The sequence below is a fragment of the Flavobacterium sp. genome (genome assembly GCF_024305175.1).
Classification (GTDB): Bacteria; Bacteroidota; Bacteroidia; order Flavobacteriales; family Flavobacteriaceae; genus Flavobacterium.
On sequence record NZ_JAMWYY010000054.1, the window covers coordinates 1 to 20,799 of the forward strand.

Sequence of the window (20,799 nt, forward strand, 5' to 3'; positions counted from 1 at the left end):
TAAATCGTTAATATGTGTGAATATATGTTAAAAAAAGCCAATATTTTTTTTTGAATTTTTATATTAGAATTAGTTTAGGTGAAAATTATTTAAATTTTGAATGTATGATTAAAAAATTACGCAACTACATTTTGGGTGCTGCTACATTTCTTTTCCTGCTTATCTGCAGTAATGCAAAGAGCCAGGAAATTGTTTTTAGCGACGCTTTCAGTACCTCGGCAGGTACATCTTTTACAACATCAAACGGCGCTATTGGCAGCAGCCCTACATGGTCGATGCTGAGAAGTGGTAATGACCTTGGCGCCCGTATCAATTCAGGGTTACTAACCCTTACAAACAATGCGTCGGGTGCAGCAAACGTAAATGGCTGGATTTTAGCCTATACAAGTACATCAAATTTTACTACCCCCTATAATACAATACTGGGCAGTAATCCCGGGCTTGTTACATGGAATTTTAATATGAGGCAGCAGCGCTCTAACCCTTCCGGTCCCGGAAGCGGATTGTATGCTTCAGTATTTGTATTGGCAGGAACATCAAACACAACTGCCACAACAGGTACCGGCTATGCGATATTGCTTGGTAACAGCGGTAAGACCGACCCTGTACGTCTTATAAGATATACTGCGGGTATACGTACCAATACTACACTATTGGCATCCGGTGCTGCCGGTTTTACTGATTTTGGTAACCAGTATTTAAGTGTAAGGGTAACTTATAATCCGTCCAACAACCAATGGCAGCTTTATCTCCGTAATGATGGTGGTGCTTTTCAGGAGCCTTCTACAGGTAATTTCACATCTCAGGGTACTGTAACTAACAATGCAAGTACAGGCACGGCACTGCCACTTTTAGGAGCATTTTGGAATGCATCTACAAAAAATAATCAAAATGCCTTATTTGACAATATATCGGTTACAGTAGAAAAACCGGTAATCACATCAATATCTCCTGCAGCTGCGGTAGCAGGATCTGGGCAGTTTACTTTAACAGTTACCGGAGAAAACTTTACGCCATCCAGCCTTGTCCGTTGGAATGGCTCTAACCGTATTACCAATTATGTGTCGCCTACGCAGATAACGGCAACCATAACCACTACAGATATAGCTTCGGAAGGTACTGCAAGTGTAACGGTGGCAAACGGTACGGCTGTTTCAAACAGTATTATTTTTACAATAAATCCGCAACTTGTTCCGTCTATAATCACATCTACTACGGCACTGCCATCTGTAACAACCGTAACGGGTACGGCATCCTCATCACAAACGTTTACCGTGAGCGGAGCTAACCTTACTAATGATGTTACGGTTACAGCCCCTGCTAATTTTGAAGTTTCCACGTCAGCCGCATCAGGCTATGCTGATGCTATTATATTACCACGTTCAGGAACAACGCTAACAGGGCAGCCTGTAACTGTATATGCAAGGCTAAAAGCATCTGCCGTGGCAGGCATTTATTCGGATAACATTACAGTAAGCACAACAAGTGCTGCAAACAGGCTTGTTGCAGTATCGGGCAAGGTACTGGCAGCAGAGCCTTCTGTTTCGGCTACAGGGGTAAACTTTACAAATGTGGGTGCTTCATCATTTACAGTTAACTGGACTAACGGCAACGGAGCAGAAAGGCTTGTTGTAATACGTTCCGGCAGTGCTGTAGATACTGCCCCCGCGGATGGTATTAATTATACCGCTTCGGCAACATTTGGCTCAGGCTCTCAACTGGGTACAGGTAACTATGTGGTTTATGCAGGCAGTGCATCATCTGTAACAGTTACAGGCTTAACTGCGGCAACAACCTATCATGTGGCTGTTTATGAATATAACGGCAGCGGCGGTACCCAAAACTACCGCACCACATCACCGGCTACGGGCAGCAGGCTAACGCTTAACGCGCCACTTGGCCTGCAGGTAACCACTGCAAACACAGCTTACAGGATAAATTTTGATACTACTGTAGATGGCGTAAACAACGGTGCTTTTATGGGAGGCGGTGTTGGTAGTGTACCTGAGCAGGGTGAGCTTAACTCATACTCATGGGCATTTTCAGGATTTGCGGATGGTGCCATAAACTTCGGGGGTAATAATAACGAGGATACAGCTTATGACAGTGGCTCATCTGAAGGTGGGGTTACAGACGCAGGGCTATACGGTTTTGAAGTAGCACCGGGTAATTATGCCCTGGGCATACAGGCTGCCCCTGCCGATTTTGCACCCGGTACAGTAACCTTCAGGTTCCAGAACCAGACAGGCGCCGCCATAACATCATTAAGCGTAGGATATAAAGTATATGTATATAACGATGAAACAGGCTCTAACAGCTTTAATTTCAGCCACGCCTCAAGTGCTAATGGCACATATACAAATATCGCTTCTATAAATGAAACAACTGCCACAACACCCGACGAGGTGCCGGGTTGGAAAGCCTATTATAAAGTAGTTACTATTACAGGTATAAATGTAACATCTAACAATTATTACCATTTAAGATGGACGCTAAGTGGCGTTTCAGGAACAAATTATGATGAAATTGCACTTGATGATGTTGTAATTGTTGCTAATCCAACAACTGCTTTTGCAGATTTTAATGGCACAGCACAAAACTATACCGTTGCAGGTAACACCCAGCTTTCGGGAGATGTTAACGTGCAGGGCAACGTTACTTTTCTAAATAACAGTTGGCTTTCTGTTGGCAGCAACACACTTACCTTAGCGGGTACTGTTACCAACACCACAGCAGGGGGCTTAAGAGGAAGCGCTTCCTCTAACCTTGTGGTTACAGGTAATACCAGCCCGTCACTAAGTTTTAACCAGGCAACGCCGGGAACCACTAATGCATTCAACGCATTTACTGTAAATACAACTAATAACAACACGGTTACAGCCGCAAATAACCTTGCCGTTAACGGCACACTTACTATTGATGCCTCTCAAACACTGGCTTTGGGTACAAGTACGCTTACCGGTTCGCTATCCACTATTGTAAACAATGGTACCATAACGACACAAAATACCGGCAGCACACCTTTTACATCAGGAAGAACATGGGGCGGCACAGGAACTGTAATACTAAATGCTGCCACAGCAGCGCAGACACTTCCGGGCGGTACTTATAATAATGTAACGGTTGCAACTACCGGGGGTGCAGCAGCCTCGGGCAATGTAACGGTTAACGGCGACCTTAATCTGCCTAATGCAAACCCTTCGGCTACTGTGGGTAGCTTCACTACAGGCGCCAATACCTTATTTATGGGGCCTAATGCGGCAAACACGGGTACGGGAGATGTGAGCGGTACCGTTACAAGGAATACCGGAATTGTCGCTAATAAACTATATACATTCGGACACCCTACAACCTCGATATTCTTCCCGGCGGTAGGCACACTGCCAACTTCTATGAGTATCAGGATAACGCTTGGCAGCGCTCCTGCGGGCAAACCTGACGGTATTTTGCGTACTTATGATTTTATACAAACGGGAGGCTCCGGTACAAAAGCAGTAATAAGTTCTCATTATTTAGACAGTGAGCTTAACGGCAATATTGAAAACAGGCTGGTTGACTGGGTTGTGGTAACATCGCCATTACAGTTAATAGAGCAGGGCAGGTCTAACTTTAATACTACCGAAAACTGGGTTGAGCTTACCAATGTAAATGTGGCTTTCTTCAATTCAACATTCGGTAACCGCGAACTTACACTTGCGCAGTCTCAAAACCAGGTTGCCACATGGAATGGATCGCAAAGCGATTCATGGACAACCGCTGCCAACTGGACACCTAATGCAACGCCATCTGATAATACCAAAGTTATTATTCCGAATGCTGGTACTACACCTAACGACCCTATACTTAACAGCAGTGTTACAATAGGTACATTAACGATAGAGGCCGGAGGTATACTGAATACCCCAACAGGTTCGCAACTAACTATAACAGGCGTTACAGGTGCATGGATTAACAACGGTACCTTTAACCCCGGCAATGGTACTGTAACCTTTACAGCCCTTGATGCCACAATTGGTGGTGAAACCAACTTTAATAACCTGACTGTAGCTTCGGGCGCATCATTAAGGGCAGTAACAGGCAATGTAATGCGTATAGCAGGACAGATAACCAACACAGGCTCTTTATTTGTAGGCTCAGTAGAAAATACTGTAGAATATACCGGCACTAACCAAACGGTTATTACACCTAACGGTGCGCTTACAGCCTATCATAACCTTATAATCAGCGGTACAGGCGCTACGCTTCCGTCAACATTAAATATAGCGGGAGACCTCCTGACCAACCAAACAGTAAGTTTTGCATCAACTGCTGTAAATTTCAATGGTATAGATGAGCAGTACCTTGGCGGTACAGTATCGCCGCAATTAAGTAATTTTACAATTAATAAAACTACGGGCGAAACATACCTTTCTGCAAATGCAGGGGTGTCAGGAACATTAACGCTAACATCAGGTTTGTTAAATCTTGGGGCTTATGATTTAACGCTGGGTGCCAATGCAGTAGCCGGTAACTTCTCTGCCACTACAATGATAGTTGCAGACGGAGAAGGCGAACTCATAAGGCCATTTACAGCAGCAGGCTCTTATTTTTATCCAATTGGCGAAAAAACCAGCAATACTACATACTCTCCAATAACGGTTGAGATACTTTCAGGATCGTTTAGTAATGCAACAGTAGCAGTAAATGTTCGCGATGCTGTACACCCTGATAACTACAGCACACCGGCCTACCTGACCAGGTACTGGAATGTTACGCAAAACGGCATAACAGGCGCTGCAGCTACTATTACGGCGCAGTATGTACCAGGCGATGCAGTAGGCGGGGAAAGTAACCTTAGCGCTGCCCAGCTTGACGGTGCTTTTAACCAGGTAACCAACCCCTGGGAAAAATATACAGTACTTAGCGGCAACACGCTTACAGCGGCAGGCGCTATACTTACACCGGGGCAAACTTCTGTATTTACAGCTATTGCGGCACAGGATGTGGCAGTAAGCATAGTAGGAGAAGGTACTTTTTGCGAAGGTGATGAGGTAACCTTGTCTTCTAACGTAACAGGCGGTACGCCTCCTTACATTTACGAATGGTCAGGCGGTTTAGGCAGTGCTGCAACGGCAACACCGCCAACAACTACTGCCGGCACAACAAACTATATACTTACAGTAAGGGACGCAAACGGTATTACAGCTACAGACGCTGCCGAAATAGAAGTAACAGAGGCACCGGAGGCCGGTGTGCTTTCAGGTAATCAGACATCATGCTCCGGTATGGCCGAAGATCCTGTAACGCTTTCAGGCTATACAGGCAACGTAGTGCGCTGGGAGGTTTCTGATGATAATGATTTCAGCACATCTGTATTCATAAATAATACAACCCCGACACTTACCAGCCAGGAGATTGGTATGATAACAGGTACTGTTTATATAAGAGCAGTAGTGCAAAGCGGTTCTTGTGATGAGGTATTTACCGACCCGATAACTATTACTACAGCCTCAACAACCTGGAACGGTACAACCTGGAGTAACGGTACCCCTGCACCGGGGCTTGCACTTATCTTTGCGGCTGATTATGTAATAAACGCTGATATAGAAGCGTGCAGCATACAGGTAGAGCCGGGGGTAAATGTTACAGTAACTTCAGGTAATAACGTTACACTTCAGGGTGCTGTTACCAATAACGGAGGTACTTACACCATAGAGGATAACGCAAATCTTATCCAGATTGATGATGTGCCTAATTCGGGAGAAATAACTGTTATCAAGAACAGTTCGCCGCTTTACAGGCTCGATTATACAATATGGTCGTCTCCGGTAAGGGGGCAAAACCTGCTTGATTTCTCACCAAACACGGTTCCTAACCGTTTTTATGACTACAGTGAGTCTCAGGATATTTATACCTCTATGGTGCCTGCAGTAAATGAGTTCATTCCGGGTAGGGGTTATCTTATCCGTATGCCAAATGACTGGGTTGTTTACAGCGCAGGCACACCGGGACAAGAGTGGACGGGCCAGTTTGAAGGTGTACCTAATAACGGATACATACCGGTACCTATGCAGGTTACAGCTAACGGATACAATATGGTGGGTAACCCATATCCGTCGCCAATCAACATCCATGATTTCTTTGATATAAACATTGGGACAATAGACCAGGCTTCAGCGCTTTACTTCTTCAGGAAGCGTAATGATATAACAGCATCATCACCAACCTATGCAACTATAACCAAAGCGGCATACACAGCAAACACGGCTCCGGGCGGAGATGTGGGTGGCGATGCATTTGTTGGCGACCCTTCGGAATGGGTTATAAATTCTGGTCAGGGCTTCTTTGTGCAGGCACAGGGCGGTACACTGGAGTTTACCAACAGCATGAGGCGCGCCGTTAACAACGGACAGTTTTTCAGGACAGGGCAAAATAATAATGATGAACCTGCCATTTCGCGCCTGTGGTTAAACATAACCGGTACTAACGGAGAGTTTAAGCAGGCGGCCATTGCTTATAATAATGAAACCACACTTGGCATTGATTATGGATGGGACGGGCGTTCATTCAGCACCGATGGGGCTGTGGCGGTTTATACACTTGCTGCAAATGAAGAACTTGCCGTACAGGCAAGGGGTACATTTACACCTGCTGATGTAGTACCTGTAGGTATCAGGATTACAGATGGGGGCGTTTATACCATTACGCTTGACCATGTTGACGGTCTTTTCCTTCAGGGGCAGGATATTTTCCTGAAGGATAACTTACTAAACACGGTAACTAACCTTAAACTTTCTGACTACGAGTTCAGCACAGAAGCAGGTATTGTGAATGACAGGTTTGAAGTTTGGTATGTGCCGCAGGCGCTTGGTACGGATAACCCGGTTTTGGATAACAACCGTGTTGTGGTTTACCAGAACAATGGTGTTATTACCATTGACGGAGGTAATTTAGAAATTACAGATATGGCAATATTCGATGTAAGGGGCAGGCTGCTATACAGCAGGAACGGAATTAATGATGTTAAAACAGAGATATCCGACCTGGTGTCGCAACAGCAGATGTTGATACTAAACATTACAACAGAAAAAGGAAGAGTAACTAAAAAGATTGTATATTAATTTACATTTTTGCTTTCTCCCCCTTATAATTCCCGGCTTATGGCCGGGAATTTTGATTTGAGTACTTACAAGCATTATTCAAAAAAACCTATATTTGAAAAAGACCTTTTAAAAGATGAAAATAACTTTATTCTCCATTTTACTTATAAGTGCATTTGCCTCGGCGCAGGAGCTTACCTTAGAGCGAGCTAATGGGTTGGCCGGATTGCCGCTGAAATGCATGCAGCAGGAATACCCTAACAAGCTCAGCCAGCTTTTAGCCGACTCGACAGAACTGGCGGGCCCTAAAGTGCTGCATCCGGCATTTTACGGGTGTTTTGACTGGCACTCATCGGTACACGGGCATTGGAGCCTTGTTTATTTACTGAAGCACTTTCCTGACCTTGACAGGAGGGAAGAAATAATCGGTAAACTGAAAACAAACCTTTCTGCTGAAAATATTGCACAAGAGGTAGCCTACTTCAATAAAAAACACGAAAAGTCTTATGAGCGTACCTATGGCTGGGCATGGCTGTTAAAGCTGCAACAGGAACTTGATACCTATAATGAACCTTTCGCAAAACAACTTGCTGCGAATTTACAGCCGCTAACCAACCTGCTTGCCGAAAGGTATATAGAATTCCTGCCAAAACTCAATTATGCACTGCGGGTGGGCACGCACAGCAATACCGCTTTCGGTATGTCATTCGCGTGGGATTATGCCGTGCATGCCAGTCACACTGCACTGCAAAACAGCATCAGGGATAATGCCCTGCGCCTGTTTAAAAATGATGAAAACTGCCCATTTGGGTGGGAGCCAAGCGGAACCGACTTCCTGTCGCCCTGCCTTGAGGAAATCGGTATCATGCAGCGTATCATGCCAAAGGATGAATTTTTAAAATGGCTTAAAGATTTTGCACCTGCCATTTTCAGTAAAAAATATGACTGGGAGCCGGGTAAAGTATCAGACAGGGAGGATGGCCACCTGGTGCATTTAGACGGGCTTAACTTTAGCCGTGCCTGGAATTTTTACCGCCTTGCCAAAGAATACCCTAAACAACTAGGACATCTTTCCGCGCTGGCAAATAAGCACCTTACCTATTCGTTACCCGCTATTGTAGATGGTAACTATGAAGGAGAGCACTGGCTGGCAAGTTTTGCCCTTCATGCTTTTGAGGAAAAAGCACAATAATCTTCAAAGCAGGACTTAAGCCTGATAATGAATATTCAGTCTTAAACTTAGAACTTGAAACCTTAAACAAATTATTTACTTTTGCGGCATGCCAAGAGAGTTACAAATACAGGTTGCACCGGAGGTTGCCGGGCAAATGCCACTGCTTACTGCCCACGTTGCAAAACTAATGCATGTAAACCCAAATGAGATAAGGCATATTGCCATGCTTAAGCGCAGTATAGATGCCCGCCAGAAAGCCGTTAAAATAAACCTGAAGGTTGCCGTTTATTATAATGAGGAGTATAATGAGCAGCCTTTGGCACTGCCTGATTATAAAGATGTGAGTAATGCAAAAGAGGTAATTGTGATAGGGGCGGGTCCGGCAGGGCTTTTTGCGGCATTGCAGCTCATTGAGTTAGGGCTTAAACCTGTTGTAATAGAGCGTGGTAAAGATGTACAGGCGCGCAGGCGCGACCTTAAAGCCATTAACCGCGACCATATTGTTAACGAAGATTCTAACTACTGTTTTGGCGAAGGCGGGGCAGGCACTTACTCTGATGGTAAATTATATACCCGATCTAAAAAGCGTGGCGATGTTGACCGCATACTACGGTTATTTGTAGCATTTGGCGCATCGCCTGATATACTGGTAGAGGCACATCCGCATATAGGTACTAATAAGCTGCCGAAGATAATTCAGCAGATGCGCGAAAAAATAAAAGAGTTTGGTGGCGAGGTACTGTTTGATACTCGCGTAACAGATATTCTTGTTAAAGAGAATGCTGTACAGGGTGTTCAGGTGCAAAATGGTGATATCATTAAAGCAGATAAGATAATCCTTGCCACAGGGCACTCGGCAAGGGATATTTTCGAAATGCTCGACCGCAAAAAAATATATATAGAAGCGAAGCCTTTTGCATTGGGTGTTAGGGCCGAGCATCCGCAAAAGCTGATAGACAGTATACAGTACAGTTGCGATTTTACTACCGGACGTGGCTATTACCTGCCACCTGCCCCTTATGCCATTGTAAAGCAGGTAAGCGGCAGGGGTATGTATTCGTTTTGCATGTGCCCCGGTGGCGTTATAGCACCATGTGCTACCAGTCCTGGCGAGGTGGTTACAAATGGCTGGTCGCCATCCAAGCGCGACCAGGAAACAGCAAATTCGGGTATAGTGGTAGAGCTAAAACTCGAAGATTTTAAACCCTATGCTAAATTTGGGGCACTTGCAGGGCTTGAGTTCCAAAAAGCGGTAGAGCAAAAGGCGTGGCACCTTGCAGGCGAAACACAGCGTGTACCCGCGCAACGCATGGTTGATTTTACGCAAAGCAAAATATCGGCTGATATTCCCAAAACCTCATATGTGCCGGGCACAACGCCTGTAGAACTAGGGCAGGTTTTTCCGGGCTTTTTAACCCAAACCATGCGCGAAGGATTTAAAGAGTTCGGTAAGGCAATGCGGGGCTACTTAACCAATGATGCTATACTGCACGCACCTGAGTCAAGAACATCATCGCCCGTTCGCATACCGCGCGACCCAGATACCTTGCAGCATGTGCAGGTAAAAGGGCTGTACCCATGCGGTGAGGGCGCGGGCTATGCAGGCGGCATTATCTCAGCCGCAATAGACGGAGAGAAATGCGCTTTAAAATGCCTTTAATTACTCAACAGGTTCCAGTTCAACATTCCCGGTAGTTATTTCCGTTTCGGTGGTGTCGGTTTCCACTGTCCTTGTTACTGCGGTTGTAGTTCGCACGTGTCCGTTCAGGGTGTCAGTGCGTTTTACTTCTTCGGTTGTGGTTACGGTAATGTTTTCGTCTTTTTTGCCGTCCTTGCAGCTAAGACCCGCAAACAGCAGTGCAGCCGCTAAAAATATGGTTGTCATCTTCATAATCAGGTTCTTTAGGTTAGTAGTATAAAGTTACGTTTTATCAACGTGAAACTGTTTTAAAGAATAGCCAAAACCATCTTATAACTTTCAAAATTTTTGAACGATAATTAACAGGCGTTCAGAAGTTTGTTGCATGGTTGTTGTTTAAATTTGTAGTATAAAATTTACTATTATGGCTACAAAAAAGATAAAGAAAGCAGCAACTAAAAGTGATATTATAGAACAATATACCGACTATTGCCTTTCGCATGGCACAAGACCCGCAACTGTTTATAAGTTTGCAAAAGACAATGGTTATGAAGAGGCAGAATTTTACAGGTTTTTTGCATCATTTGATGCTTTAGAGCACCAGTATTTTAAGGAAATGTTTGATTATACGCTTGAAATGCTACACCAGTCGCCCGCCTATCCTGAATATGACGGAACGCAAAAGCTCTCGGCATTCCACTTTACCTTCTTTGAGCTTGCCACTGCAAACCGCAGCTTTATAATGTACCTGATGGGCGACGGCAACCACCGCCTCCGTAACCTGCTTAAGCTGAAAGAATTCCGTAAAGCATTTACAGATTATACCTCATCGGTGCTTGAAAAGCCTTTCGATATACAGAATGAGCGCGCCGACAAAGCGCAGGGAACAGCACTTAAAGAAGCCGCGTGGCTACAGTTCCTGTCCATCTTTAAATTCTGGATGCAGGACACATCGCCCGGTTTCGAAAAAACAGATGTATTTATAGAAAAATCGGTTAAGGCATCTTCAGACCTGGTGTACAACACACCACTGCAAAGCCTGTTCGACCTGGGCAAATTCATCTGGAAAGAAAAATTCACAGCTTAAGCCAAATTTATGAAACGATTAGATTCAATCCCCACCAATAAAATTGAGCGGGTTACAAAACTTGTGCATACCGGTGTAAAAATAGGGGGGAATTACATAAAGTACTACGGTCAAAAAATGGTAAACCCCGAGCTTACCAAAGACAGCCTGCATGAAAGCAACGCTACAGATATTTATGACGGCCTTAAAGAGCTTAAGGGCAGTGCGCTTAAAGTAGCACAGATGCTTAGCATGGAGAAGAATCTGCTGCCGCAAAGCTATGTAGAAAAGTTCTCGTTAAGCCAGTTCAGCGTACCGCCGCTTTCGGCGCCGCTGGTTATGAAAACCTTTAAAAAATACTTTGGCTGCGAGCCGCATGTACTTTTTGATGAGTTTGAGCCTGAAAGTATAAATGCAGCAAGTATAGGGCAGGTGCACCGTGCCCGGAAAAACGGTAAAAACCTTGCGGTAAAAATCCAATACCCCGGAGTGCGCGAAAGTATAGGTACAGATATTGCCCTTGTAAAGCCCATAGCGTTACGCATGTTTAACCTTAAAGGCACCAGCGATGAGTACTTTCAGGAAGTGGAAGACAAGCTGATGGAGGAAACTGATTATACACTGGAGCTGCAGCAGAGCGAAGCTATCCGTAAAGATTGCAGTGTGCTCGAGAATATTGCATTTCCTAAATACTATCCTGAATTATCGTGCGAGAAGATTATAACTATGGACTGGATGCAGGGCAAGCACCTTTCTGAATGGTGTAAAGAAGAGCACACACAGGAAGAACGCAATAAAGTAGGGCAGGCGCTGTATGATTTTTATATGTTCCAGATACACGGGCTGCATAAATTTCATGCTGACCCTCACCCGGGTAACTTTTTGGTAGATGCAGATAACAACTTGATTGCAATTGATTTTGGCTGTATGAAAGCGCTGCCGCAGGAGTTTTATGAACCCTATTTTGACCTTATACAGCCCGAAACACTGGCCAATGATGAAAGGTTTACAGAGAGGCTTATTACACTTGATGTGCTTAAACCTGATGATGAACCTAAAGAGTTTGACTATTTTAAGGCATTGTTCCAAGAACTGCTTAATGTGTTTGTAGAGCCTTACCGCCATGAGCATTTCGATTTTTCGCATGAGGGCTTCAGTAATGCAATAGCTGGGCTTAGCGAGCGTTTTGCTAACGATAAGAATATCCGCAAGATGAATACTAACAGGGGCAGCAAGCATTTTATATATGTAAACCGTACATTTTTCGGGTTATACAGCCTGCTGTTCGATATAAAAGCAAAAGTAGATATATATGCCTTCAGGAAATACCTCCCACAAGGGCAACAAGTCTTATCTGCCCTCTAAACTATGCGTTGGCTGTGGTAAACCTTTTACCTGGCGTAAAAAATGGGAGAAGAACTGGGAGAACGTAAAATACTGCAGCGAAAGGTGCAGGAAGCAGTCTTAATAACAACAAACGGTACAGGCCAAAGCCTGTACCGTTATTTATTAGTGCTAACAAAAAGTTAATCGGGCTAATCCCGCAAATAATTTCTTATTTTTGAAAGCTATTACAGTACTATGTCTGAAGAAAAAGTTATACTGGTAAACGAGCAGGACGAGCAGGTGGGGCTTATGCCTAAAATGGAAGCCCACGAAAAGGGATTGCTGCACCGCGCGTTTTCTGTTTTTATACTCAATTCTAAAAATGAAATCATGCTGCAGCAGCGGGCTGCTGATAAATACCATTCGCCCCTGTTGTGGACCAACACCACCTGCAGCCACCAACGCGAAGGAGAAACTAACATACAGGCCGGCACACGCAGGCTTATGGAAGAAATGGGTATACAGGCAGAACTTAAAGAACTGTTTTCGTTTATCTATAAAGCACCATTTGATAATGGCCTTACAGAGCACGAACTCGACCACGTAATGATAGGTTATTATGATGATGAACCTAACATAAACAAGGAAGAGGCAGAGAGCTGGAAGTGGATGGGCATAGAAGAGGTAAGGCAGGATATGAAAGCTAATCCTGATATTTACACGGTATGGTTCAGGATAATATTTGACGAGTTTTACCATTACCTGGAAGAACATAAATTTCCTTTACAGTAAACGCAGTAACAATGAAAGTAACAGTTAGCAGGAAAGCACATTTTAATGCGGCACACAGGCTGTACAGGCCCGACTGGACGGATGAGCAGAACAACAGCGTATTTGGTAAATGCAATAACCCTAACTTTCATGGCCATAATTATGACCTTATTGTGAGTGTAACAGGAGAAATAGACCCGCAAACCGGTTACGTAATAGATATGAAGGTGCTTAAGGATATTATTTATGAAGAGATTGAAGCACCTTTTGACCATAAGAACCTTAACCTTGATGTGCCTGATTTTAAAGACCTGAACCCCACTGCCGAAAATATTGCAGTGGTTATTTGGAACAGGATACGCAGGCGTATTGATACAGCGATGGAGGTAGAGGTAACCCTTTATGAAACCCCGAGGAATTTTGTAACGTATAAAGGAGAATAAGCATGGAATTATATCCGCTGGTTTTTGAGCCAATAATGAAAGAAAGGATTTGGGGGGGCACAAAACTTAGCGATGTACTCGGTAAAGATATTCCCTTTAAGACTACCGGCGAGAGCTGGGAGCTTAGCGGTGTTGAAGGCGACGTAAGTGTGGTAAAAAATGGCCCTTATGCCGGAAAAACCTTAACGAACCTGCTCGAAAACCATAAAGAGGCCTTATTGGGTAAAAAGCTTTCGGCGCAGTTTGGCATACAGTTCCCCTTGTTGTTTAAGTTCCTCGATGCCCGTGAAGACCTTTCTATACAGGTGCACCCAAATGATGAGCTGGCACAAAAACGCCATAATTCTTTCGGCAAAACCGAGATGTGGTATGTAATGCAGGCAGATGAGGGCGCAAGGATTATAGTAGGTTTTAAGCATAAATCAGACCCTGAAGAATATATTGAGCACCTTAACAACAAAAACCTAACCGATATACTTAATGAGGTTGAGGTAAAAGCGGGTGATGTTTTTTTCCTGGAAACAGGAACAATACATGCCATTGGCGCAGGGATTATGATTGCCGAAATTCAGCAAACCAGTGATATTACCTACCGGGTTTATGACTGGGACAGGACCGATGCAAATGGCAAGGGGCGCGAACTGCATGTAGAGCAGGCACTTGATGCCATGAATTATAACACTACAAATGCTAAACGCGAGTATACCAATGTAGCTAATACGGCTAATGTAATGGTAGATTGTCCTTACTTTACAACGTCATACGTGCCGCTTATAGGAACTATAGAAGAAGAGAAAGACGGCAGCAGCTTTACGGTTTATATTTGTACCGAAGGCAGTTTTACTTTTAAATCAGGAGGTAAAACATACAGCTTTAAAAAGGGTGATACGATACTTATACCCGCTGCTTTGCAGCAATATGTGCTTGAAGGCAATGCAACTTTGTTGGAAATATGTATTTCTTAACAGTTGCAAACGAGATAAATTATAATTTTGTACCAAATTTAAAACATACAGAAAATGGCAAGTGTAAAAAACCTTAAAAAAGACATTAACTACGTATTCAGCGATATTATAGAAGCGGTTTACATTTGGGAAATGACTGCGCAGGGAAAACCGACTAAAGAAAGCGAAGCTTTAATTGATGAGGCTATTGCTTCTTTTGACAGCCTTATTAAAAAAGTGAACGAAAAAGGTGTAGAGAATAAAAAAGAGCACTATAATAAAATTAATGCAGAATTTGAACAGTCTGCTAAACAACTGGTTGACAAAATCAATGCACTTTAATAAAAAATAACTGCAAAAATTTGCAGTTATTTTTTTGCAAATTTAGGTTTCAGGTTTATATTTGCACCCGAATTGAGTTGCCGGTGTAGCTCAGCTGGCTAGAGCAGCTGATTTGTAATCAGCAGGTCGTGGGTTCGAGTCCCTCCATCGGCTCAATAAAAAAACGCTTCAGTTTCCTGAAGCGTTTTTTGTTTATATGGGGCTTTCTAAATATTTATGTTGCCTTCTATACTGTCATCATAGGTTTCGCCTTTAATGGCTCCCACAGTCCTTTTAAGCAGCGCTATCGCCATGCCGTGCTTAGTATCCCAGTAGTACCCCTGCTCAGGTGTAAATTGTATAACGGTTATCCTCGGGTCGTCTTTGCCTTCGGTAAACCATGTTTTCATCATCGGATCCCAAAGCTCATCAATTTTTTGTTTGTCCCTGCTGATGTATGATTTTCCGTAAAGTGTCATAAAATCAGTGTGTGCCCCACCCTGAAAGAGCAACTGCGTGCTTGGGTCGGCTTCCAGTTCGCTGTTCTTGTGAGAGTCGTCTGCACTCAAAAACCAGAAGTTGCCTTCATCATCAATCTTTTCGGCAGCCATCGGGCGTGTGTCAAAAGGCTGAGATGTGCGCATTTGGGTGCAAAAAAAGCATGAGCCTGCGGCCTTAGCCAGTTCTCTTATTTTTTCAAGGGCCTCTGTGCCGGCAAGGTTTTTAAAATTATCTTCGGGCTGTTCCCTGTTAATAGAATCCATAACAATTGTTTTTTAGTTTATACCTAAAGGTAAACCAAATAAAGGCGCCTGTATGTTATGGATTTTATAAAGTAACGGCTGTAATTTATAATGTTTTACAAAAACAAATACTATCGGTTACACCTTCATACTGTCCGTAATTGGGTATAACCGCATAGGCATTTTTCTGGTATAGCGAAATAGCTTCAGGCTGCTTAATTCCTGTTTCCAGTATGCATTTTGTGTAGCCAAGCTGCCTTGCCATGTTTTCCAGTTCCTTTAAAACTGCAGATGCATAACCTTTGTTCCTGTGTGTGGGGGCTACAAACATCCGCTTTACTTCCGCCGTTCCTGTATCATATTCTTTTATGGCTCCGCAGCCAATAGCTTCGGTGCCTTCATACAATACTACAACCTGCTGAAGACTGTCAATTTTGTTGAATTGGGCATAAAAAGCATGGTCGTCTCCATCACGAATGGCCAGGTCTTTATCCAGTTCATTTACCAATTCCCTGAAATGCTCATTTTCAGATGTTGTCCTTACAATTGTGTACATAGCTTTTTTCTGTAAAATTACAAAATAGCCATACCGGTAGTTTACCTGTTGTCAGCTAATTGTAATATCTTTGATTATAATTTTCTGCATTTTATATTATGACAATAGCTCTTGAAACCCCCGCACTGTTATTTTCTGCCACCTCGCTCATCCTTTTGGCTTATACCAACCGGTTTTTAACGGTTGCTTCTATAGTACGCGGACTTAAAAAGAATTACCAGGAAAACCAGACAAGGAGCATACTCTTGGAAATAAAGAATCTTAGCCTTCGCCTCAAGCTTATCAGGCAAATGCAGATGTATGGCGTGCTCAGCCTGTTCTTCTCAGTATTCAGCATGGCATTGCTTTTTTCTGATATACATAACTGGGGTACTTATTTATTCGGTCTCAGCCTGTTGCTTATGCTTATTTCGCTTGCCGTTTCTTTTTGGGAAATATCAATTTCTGTTAAGGCATTACAGATACACCTCAGCGATTTAACCGAAGAGGCCAGCAAAAAATCATAATTATTTTAAACTATCGGCGTTTAAAAAAGTCTTACTGTAAAGCTTAGGTACTTTTAAAAAATGCTGTTATGGATAAAAATGTAGTATGGTCTCTTCGACTGGGGTTTTCGGGCAGGCAGGCCACCGCAATAAGAAAGCTGGGAGCAGAGAGGTTTCTGGAACAATCATTTAAGCAAAAGCCGGGCAGCAGCCTGCCGCATTTTCTGGAAGACGAGCCTAAAACCATTGAAGAGATAAAAGCAAAGCGGCAGTTAATGCATAAAGACAGGCAGCTTGGCAGGGAGATGAGGCAAGAGGACAGTAAAATATTTTTTGCCCTGAAAGCCTGGTGGATAGCCAAAATGGAGGAGGACGAGTATCCGCTACGCGAAAAAATGGCTTTGTTTTGGCACAACCACTTTGTCGCCACCAGAGATAAAGTAAAGAATAACTACTGGCTTTACGAATACAACCGTCTTTTCAGGGAAAATGCCTTTGGCAATTTTAAAGACATTACAAAGAAAGTGCTGCGCTCTAATGCCATGGTGGTTTATCTTGATAATACTAAAAACACAGCAAAAGGCTTTAATGAAAACCTGAGCCGCGAGCTTTTAGAACTGTTTACACTGGGCGAGGGTAATTATACCGAACAGGACATTAAAGAAGGTGCTAAAGGGCTTGCGGGCTTAACCCCGGCAGATAACGGCGCGGTATATGTAACCCGAAACGAGTTTAACGGTACGTTCGAATATTTTGGCGAGAGAGGCACTTTTAAAAGTGATGAAATGGTAGATATTATCTTCCGGCAGCCTAACGCGCCTTATCACATAACCCGCAAGCTTTTGCAATGGTTTATTTATGATAACCCTCCCGAGGCATTGGTAAAGAAATATGGCGACTATCTTAGAAAGGAGAATTATGAGATAAAGCCGTTCCTTAAAAAACTGGTGACCGAAGAGTTTAACAAGCCAACCGAAGGTTCTAAAATAAAAGACCCGCTTACTTATATGCTGCACCTTCTGGATGAGCTTAACATAAAAGGGCAGAACCACAAGCTTACGGCTTTGTTTATAAGGCAGCAGGGTATGGACTTATTTAACCAGCCAAATGTTAAAGGATGGAAAGGCGGAAGCTATTGGCTAACCGCACAACTTTACGTTCAGCGTAACAGGGTGGCCGATATGTTTTGCAACGGCAGGAACTTTAGCAGGAATATGCTGCGGTCTGTAGGTGATAAGGATGATGAACATAGTGAAGGGTTTGCGGTAAAGTTAAACTGGCAGCATAGCGGCACTAACAAAGATGTTATAAACGCTTTACAGCAAAGAGTCTTAACCTTTGCTGATGGCAGCCTTCAGCCAAATTTCGAAGAAATGCTGGTATATGATTTTAAACCACAGTCACCGGGTGCCGATAATGCTGTTATACGGCTTTTTAATTATATGGTTAAAACCCCCGAATTTCAAATTATATAGCTATGAACAGGAGAAACTTTTTTAAGATAACAGCTACCTGTACCGGGGGTCTGGTGGTACTGCCCGATTTTTTATATAAATATGCGGTGCAGCAAAACGGCTTTAAGCCCGGTAACTGCCTGGTTTTTGTACAACTGCTTGGCGGTAACGACGGGCTAAATACGTTTATTCCCTATAAAGACGAATTGTATTACAAGTACAGGCCTGCTGTTGCAATTAATAAGAAAGAAGTAATAAGCGGCAGTAACGAAATGGGGTTTCACCCGGCGTTAAGGGGCTTTGCCGATATACAGCAGCAGGGCAACCTTACCGTTATACAAAATGTGGGCTACCCCGAGCCTAACCGCTCGCACTTCAGGAGCCAGGAAATATGGGAAACCGCTTCTTCCTCTAGTGAATTTTTAAGCCACGGCTGGCTGGGGCGTTTTTTAGACCAGCATTATAAAGAGCACCACCCTGTGGGCGGGGTTAATATAGATAATATTGACACCCTTGCCCTGAAGGGAGAAGAGCCGAACAGCCTTACCATGAACAATCTTAACTTTAATACCAAACAGGTGGTTGGCGGTTCAGGGAAATTATCCGAAAATCCGCAGCTTGATTTTGTGAGAAGGATTGCAGCTTCTGCCATAGACGGTTCTGAAGAGCTTGAAAGGGCTTATAAACAGGCTCCGCCACAAGAGGTTTCTTATCCGCAGTCTAAGCTTGCCAAAAATTTGGAATGGATAGCAAGGCTGATAAAAGGCGATCTCAACACAAGTGTTTACTATACATCATTAAATGGCTTTGATACCCACAGCAGGCAGTTATCTGAACACGCCTCAAGACTATCCGACTTGAATGATGCCGTATATGCATTTTATAAAGATATTAAAGGAGCCGGGAAGCTGGATGAGGTTACCATTGTTGTCTTCTCTGAATTTGGCAGGAGGGTACAGGACAACGGCGGGGGGACTGACCATGGCACTGCAGCCCCAATGTTTATAATAGGGGGTAAAAACAAGGGTGTGAACATAGGCAGCAACCCAAACCTTTCTTCGCTTGATACCAATGGCGACCTGGTGCATGAAACAGATTTCAGGAGTGTATATGCCTCGCTGCTTAAAGATAAATTCAGTTTTAACCCTTCTTTAATTGGTATTAAAAATGCCCCTGCAACAGGCATCTTCTAAAGCATTGTTGAATTTAACCTTACGGGCTTTCTGCTTTAAGCGTATTATCCTATCTTTGCCCGCTTTTTTAAATGGGTAAAGATGTCGCAAACAAATATGCTTAAAGGTGTTTTTATGGTGGGCCTGGGCGCAACCAGCTATGGTATGCTCGCTACTTTTGTAAAGCTTGCTTATGGGGAGGGCTATACAACTGCCGAGGTAACATCATCTCAGTTTATACTGGGGTTGCTTGGGCTACTTTTAATAAACGCTTTCAGAAGCAACCGTAAAAAGGGAGAAGTAACAAAAGCTACAGGAAAAGACATCAGGCAGCTTATGGTTGCAGGTACATCTTTGGGACTTACAAGTATTTTTTACTATATCGCTGTAAAATACATACCAGTATCTATAGGCATAGTAATGCTTATGCAAACAGTTTGGATGGGGGTAGTGCTGGAAGGCATCCTTAGCCGTACCTTCCCTTCAGGGCGCAAGGTAGTTGCAGCAGTTATTGTTCTCGCCGGTACGGCCCTTGCCACTAATCTGATAGAGAGCAGCACCTTCCCAGACTGGCGCGGTATTATGTGGGGGCTGCTTGCTGCAGCTTCTTTTACCACTACCATGTTTACCTCTAACCGTATAGCACTGCACCTTTCCAGCGCGCAGAGAAGCCTGTATATGCTTTTGGGTGGTGCAGTAATAGTATTTTCTTTTGCAGCCTATACCTGGACGGGCAGTTTTAATACTGACATTTTTTTAAAATGGGGCATTTTGCTTTCTCTTTTTGGTACCATCATCCCGCCTATGCTTATGAATGCGGGTTTTCCGCACACCGGGCTGGGGCTTGGCAGTATAGTATCATCATTAGAGCTGCCCGTATCGGTAATGATGGCTTTCATAATATTAGATGAAAAGGTAACAGCCTTGCAATGGGGCGGTATTGTGCTTATTATTGCTGCAATTATAATCATGAATATCCGCATCCGCAAAAAACAAAATGCGTAACTTTGGGTAAAACCGATTGTTTATGCCTTTACCCTGGCACTTATACTTAATGGGCGCACTTTACATACTGGCAGGGCTTAACCACTTCAGGAAGCCCAAAATGTATGAACGGATTATACCTCCGGCCTTTCCTGCCCCAAAAGCGCTGAACCTGATAAGCGGCGCTGCAGAGGTAGTTTTAGGGGCGCTAATAATGGTTCCGCAATGTAGCGAAACAGCCGCATGGGGTATAATAGTATTACTCATAGCTGTTTTTCCTGCCAATATTTATATGGCGGTAAATAAAAAAGCAGGCTTTGGTTTGCCATTGTGGGTTTTATACCTGCGCCTGCCGTTACAGCTTTTACTCATATACTGGGCATGGCTTTATACCTGAAGCCTACTTGCTTAAAATATAATACATACTGCACTGCAACCACCTGTCTTTAAAAAATTTTTAAACACGGGCTTATTTCAATGCATGATTTTTAAAAAATCTGCAAAAATTAAATTTGCATTCTGCATCTATTAATTTTTTTAGTAATATTGATAATACAAATCTTAAACATTTAAAACTATTACATGATTTAATTTTTCATCTGATGAAAAAGAACCGTACAGAACTGGATAAAGAAGCGATTG

The 20,799-nt window shown here is 43.4% G+C and carries 19 protein-coding genes and 1 tRNA gene; 17 read left to right on the forward strand and 3 right to left on the reverse strand.

Annotated elements, in window-relative coordinates:
• Positions 1 to 104: 104 nt before the first annotated feature.
• The 3 genes from Q0K96_RS11880 to Q0K96_RS11890 all read left to right on the forward strand — a co-directional run bounded on the left by Q0K96_RS11880 (position 105) and on the right by Q0K96_RS11890 (position 9,913).
• A complete protein-coding gene (locus Q0K96_RS11880; RefSeq protein ID WP_297334212.1) occupies positions 105 to 7,100 on the forward strand; it encodes a T9SS sorting signal type C domain-containing protein in 6,996 nt (2,331 codons plus the stop codon).
• A 115-nt stretch (positions 7,101 to 7,215) separates the two neighbouring features.
• Entirely contained in the window at positions 7,216 to 8,271 is a 1,056-nt protein-coding gene (locus Q0K96_RS11885) for a DUF2891 domain-containing protein (RefSeq protein WP_297334213.1), read from the forward strand.
• Positions 8,272 to 8,359: 88 nt separating this feature from the next.
• Positions 8,360 to 9,913, forward strand: a complete 1,554-nt coding sequence (locus tag Q0K96_RS11890; protein WP_297334214.1) for an FAD-dependent oxidoreductase — start codon at positions 8,360 to 8,362, stop codon at positions 9,911 to 9,913.
• Here the strand turns inward: Q0K96_RS11890 and Q0K96_RS11895 are convergent, their stop codons facing one another.
• Positions 9,914 to 10,144: a hypothetical protein gene (locus Q0K96_RS11895; protein ID WP_297334215.1), complete on the reverse strand. Its 231-nt coding sequence runs from the start codon at positions 10,142 to 10,144 to the stop codon at positions 9,914 to 9,916. It abuts the gene before it with no gap.
• A 172-nt stretch (positions 10,145 to 10,316) separates the two neighbouring features.
• Here Q0K96_RS11895 and Q0K96_RS11900 point away from each other — a divergent pair, with 172 nt between their 5' ends.
• From Q0K96_RS11900 to Q0K96_RS11940, 9 genes are all read left to right on the forward strand, one after another.
• Complete coding sequence (locus Q0K96_RS11900; protein WP_297334216.1) at positions 10,317 to 10,979, forward strand: TetR family transcriptional regulator C-terminal domain-containing protein; 663 nt, start codon at positions 10,317 to 10,319, stop codon at positions 10,977 to 10,979.
• A 9-nt stretch (positions 10,980 to 10,988) separates the two neighbouring features.
• Positions 10,989 to 12,323: an AarF/ABC1/UbiB kinase family protein gene (locus Q0K96_RS11905; RefSeq protein ID WP_297334217.1), complete on the forward strand. Its 1,335-nt coding sequence runs from the start codon at positions 10,989 to 10,991 to the stop codon at positions 12,321 to 12,323.
• Entirely contained in the window at positions 12,271 to 12,426 is a 156-nt protein-coding gene (locus Q0K96_RS11910; protein ID WP_297334218.1) for a DUF2256 domain-containing protein, read from the forward strand. The genes Q0K96_RS11905 and Q0K96_RS11910 overlap by 53 nt, the downstream gene beginning before the upstream one ends.
• Entirely contained in the window at positions 12,366 to 12,488 is a 123-nt protein-coding gene (locus tag Q0K96_RS11915; RefSeq protein WP_297334228.1) for a hypothetical protein, read from the forward strand. The genes Q0K96_RS11910 and Q0K96_RS11915 overlap by 61 nt, the downstream gene beginning before the upstream one ends.
• 51 nt (positions 12,489 to 12,539) lie before the next feature.
• The gene (gene idi, locus Q0K96_RS11920; RefSeq protein ID WP_297334219.1) at positions 12,540 to 13,076 is read left to right on the forward strand and encodes an isopentenyl-diphosphate Delta-isomerase; all 537 of its coding nucleotides are present in this window, start codon (positions 12,540 to 12,542) and stop codon (positions 13,074 to 13,076) included.
• Positions 13,077 to 13,087: 11 nt separating this feature from the next.
• The gene (locus Q0K96_RS11925; RefSeq protein WP_297334220.1) at positions 13,088 to 13,498 is read left to right on the forward strand and encodes a 6-carboxytetrahydropterin synthase; all 411 of its coding nucleotides are present in this window, start codon (positions 13,088 to 13,090) and stop codon (positions 13,496 to 13,498) included.
• The gene (locus Q0K96_RS11930) at positions 13,495 to 14,463 is read left to right on the forward strand and encodes a type I phosphomannose isomerase catalytic subunit (RefSeq protein ID WP_297334227.1); all 969 of its coding nucleotides are present in this window, start codon (positions 13,495 to 13,497) and stop codon (positions 14,461 to 14,463) included. Before Q0K96_RS11925 ends, Q0K96_RS11930 begins: the two co-directional genes overlap by 4 nt.
• Positions 14,464 to 14,517: 54 nt before the next feature.
• Positions 14,518 to 14,784, forward strand: a complete 267-nt coding sequence (locus tag Q0K96_RS11935; protein WP_223053250.1) for a hypothetical protein — start codon at positions 14,518 to 14,520, stop codon at positions 14,782 to 14,784.
• 79 nt (positions 14,785 to 14,863) lie between these two features.
• Positions 14,864 to 14,937 (forward strand) — tRNA-Thr (locus Q0K96_RS11940).
• 53 nt (positions 14,938 to 14,990) lie between these two features.
• Here Q0K96_RS11940 and Q0K96_RS11945 read toward each other — a convergent pair.
• Both Q0K96_RS11945 and Q0K96_RS11950 read right to left on the reverse strand, forming a co-directional pair.
• A complete protein-coding gene (locus tag Q0K96_RS11945) occupies positions 14,991 to 15,527 on the reverse strand; it encodes a pyridoxamine 5'-phosphate oxidase family protein (protein ID WP_297334221.1) in 537 nt (178 codons plus the stop codon).
• Positions 15,528 to 15,612: 85 nt separating this feature from the next.
• On the reverse strand, positions 15,613 to 16,062 hold the full coding sequence (locus Q0K96_RS11950; protein ID WP_297334222.1) for a GNAT family N-acetyltransferase: 450 nt from the start codon (positions 16,060 to 16,062) through the stop codon (positions 15,613 to 15,615).
• Positions 16,063 to 16,160: 98 nt separating this feature from the next.
• Here Q0K96_RS11950 and Q0K96_RS11955 point away from each other — a divergent pair, with 98 nt between their 5' ends.
• From Q0K96_RS11955 to Q0K96_RS11975, 5 genes are all read left to right on the forward strand, one after another.
• The gene (locus Q0K96_RS11955) at positions 16,161 to 16,568 is read left to right on the forward strand and encodes a DUF2721 domain-containing protein (protein ID WP_223053248.1); all 408 of its coding nucleotides are present in this window, start codon (positions 16,161 to 16,163) and stop codon (positions 16,566 to 16,568) included.
• 68 nt (positions 16,569 to 16,636) lie between these two features.
• Positions 16,637 to 18,022, forward strand: a complete 1,386-nt coding sequence (locus tag Q0K96_RS11960; protein WP_297334223.1) for a DUF1800 domain-containing protein — start codon at positions 16,637 to 16,639, stop codon at positions 18,020 to 18,022.
• A gap of 2 nt (positions 18,023 to 18,024) precedes the next feature.
• On the forward strand, positions 18,025 to 19,194 hold the full coding sequence (locus Q0K96_RS11965) for a DUF1501 domain-containing protein (RefSeq protein WP_297334224.1): 1,170 nt from the start codon (positions 18,025 to 18,027) through the stop codon (positions 19,192 to 19,194).
• Positions 19,195 to 19,275: 81 nt separating this feature from the next.
• Positions 19,276 to 20,178, forward strand: a complete 903-nt coding sequence (locus Q0K96_RS11970; RefSeq protein ID WP_297334225.1) for a DMT family transporter — start codon at positions 19,276 to 19,278, stop codon at positions 20,176 to 20,178.
• A gap of 22 nt (positions 20,179 to 20,200) precedes the next feature.
• The gene (locus Q0K96_RS11975) at positions 20,201 to 20,554 is read left to right on the forward strand and encodes a DoxX family protein (protein ID WP_297334226.1); all 354 of its coding nucleotides are present in this window, start codon (positions 20,201 to 20,203) and stop codon (positions 20,552 to 20,554) included.
• Positions 20,555 to 20,799 lie beyond the last annotated feature (245 nt).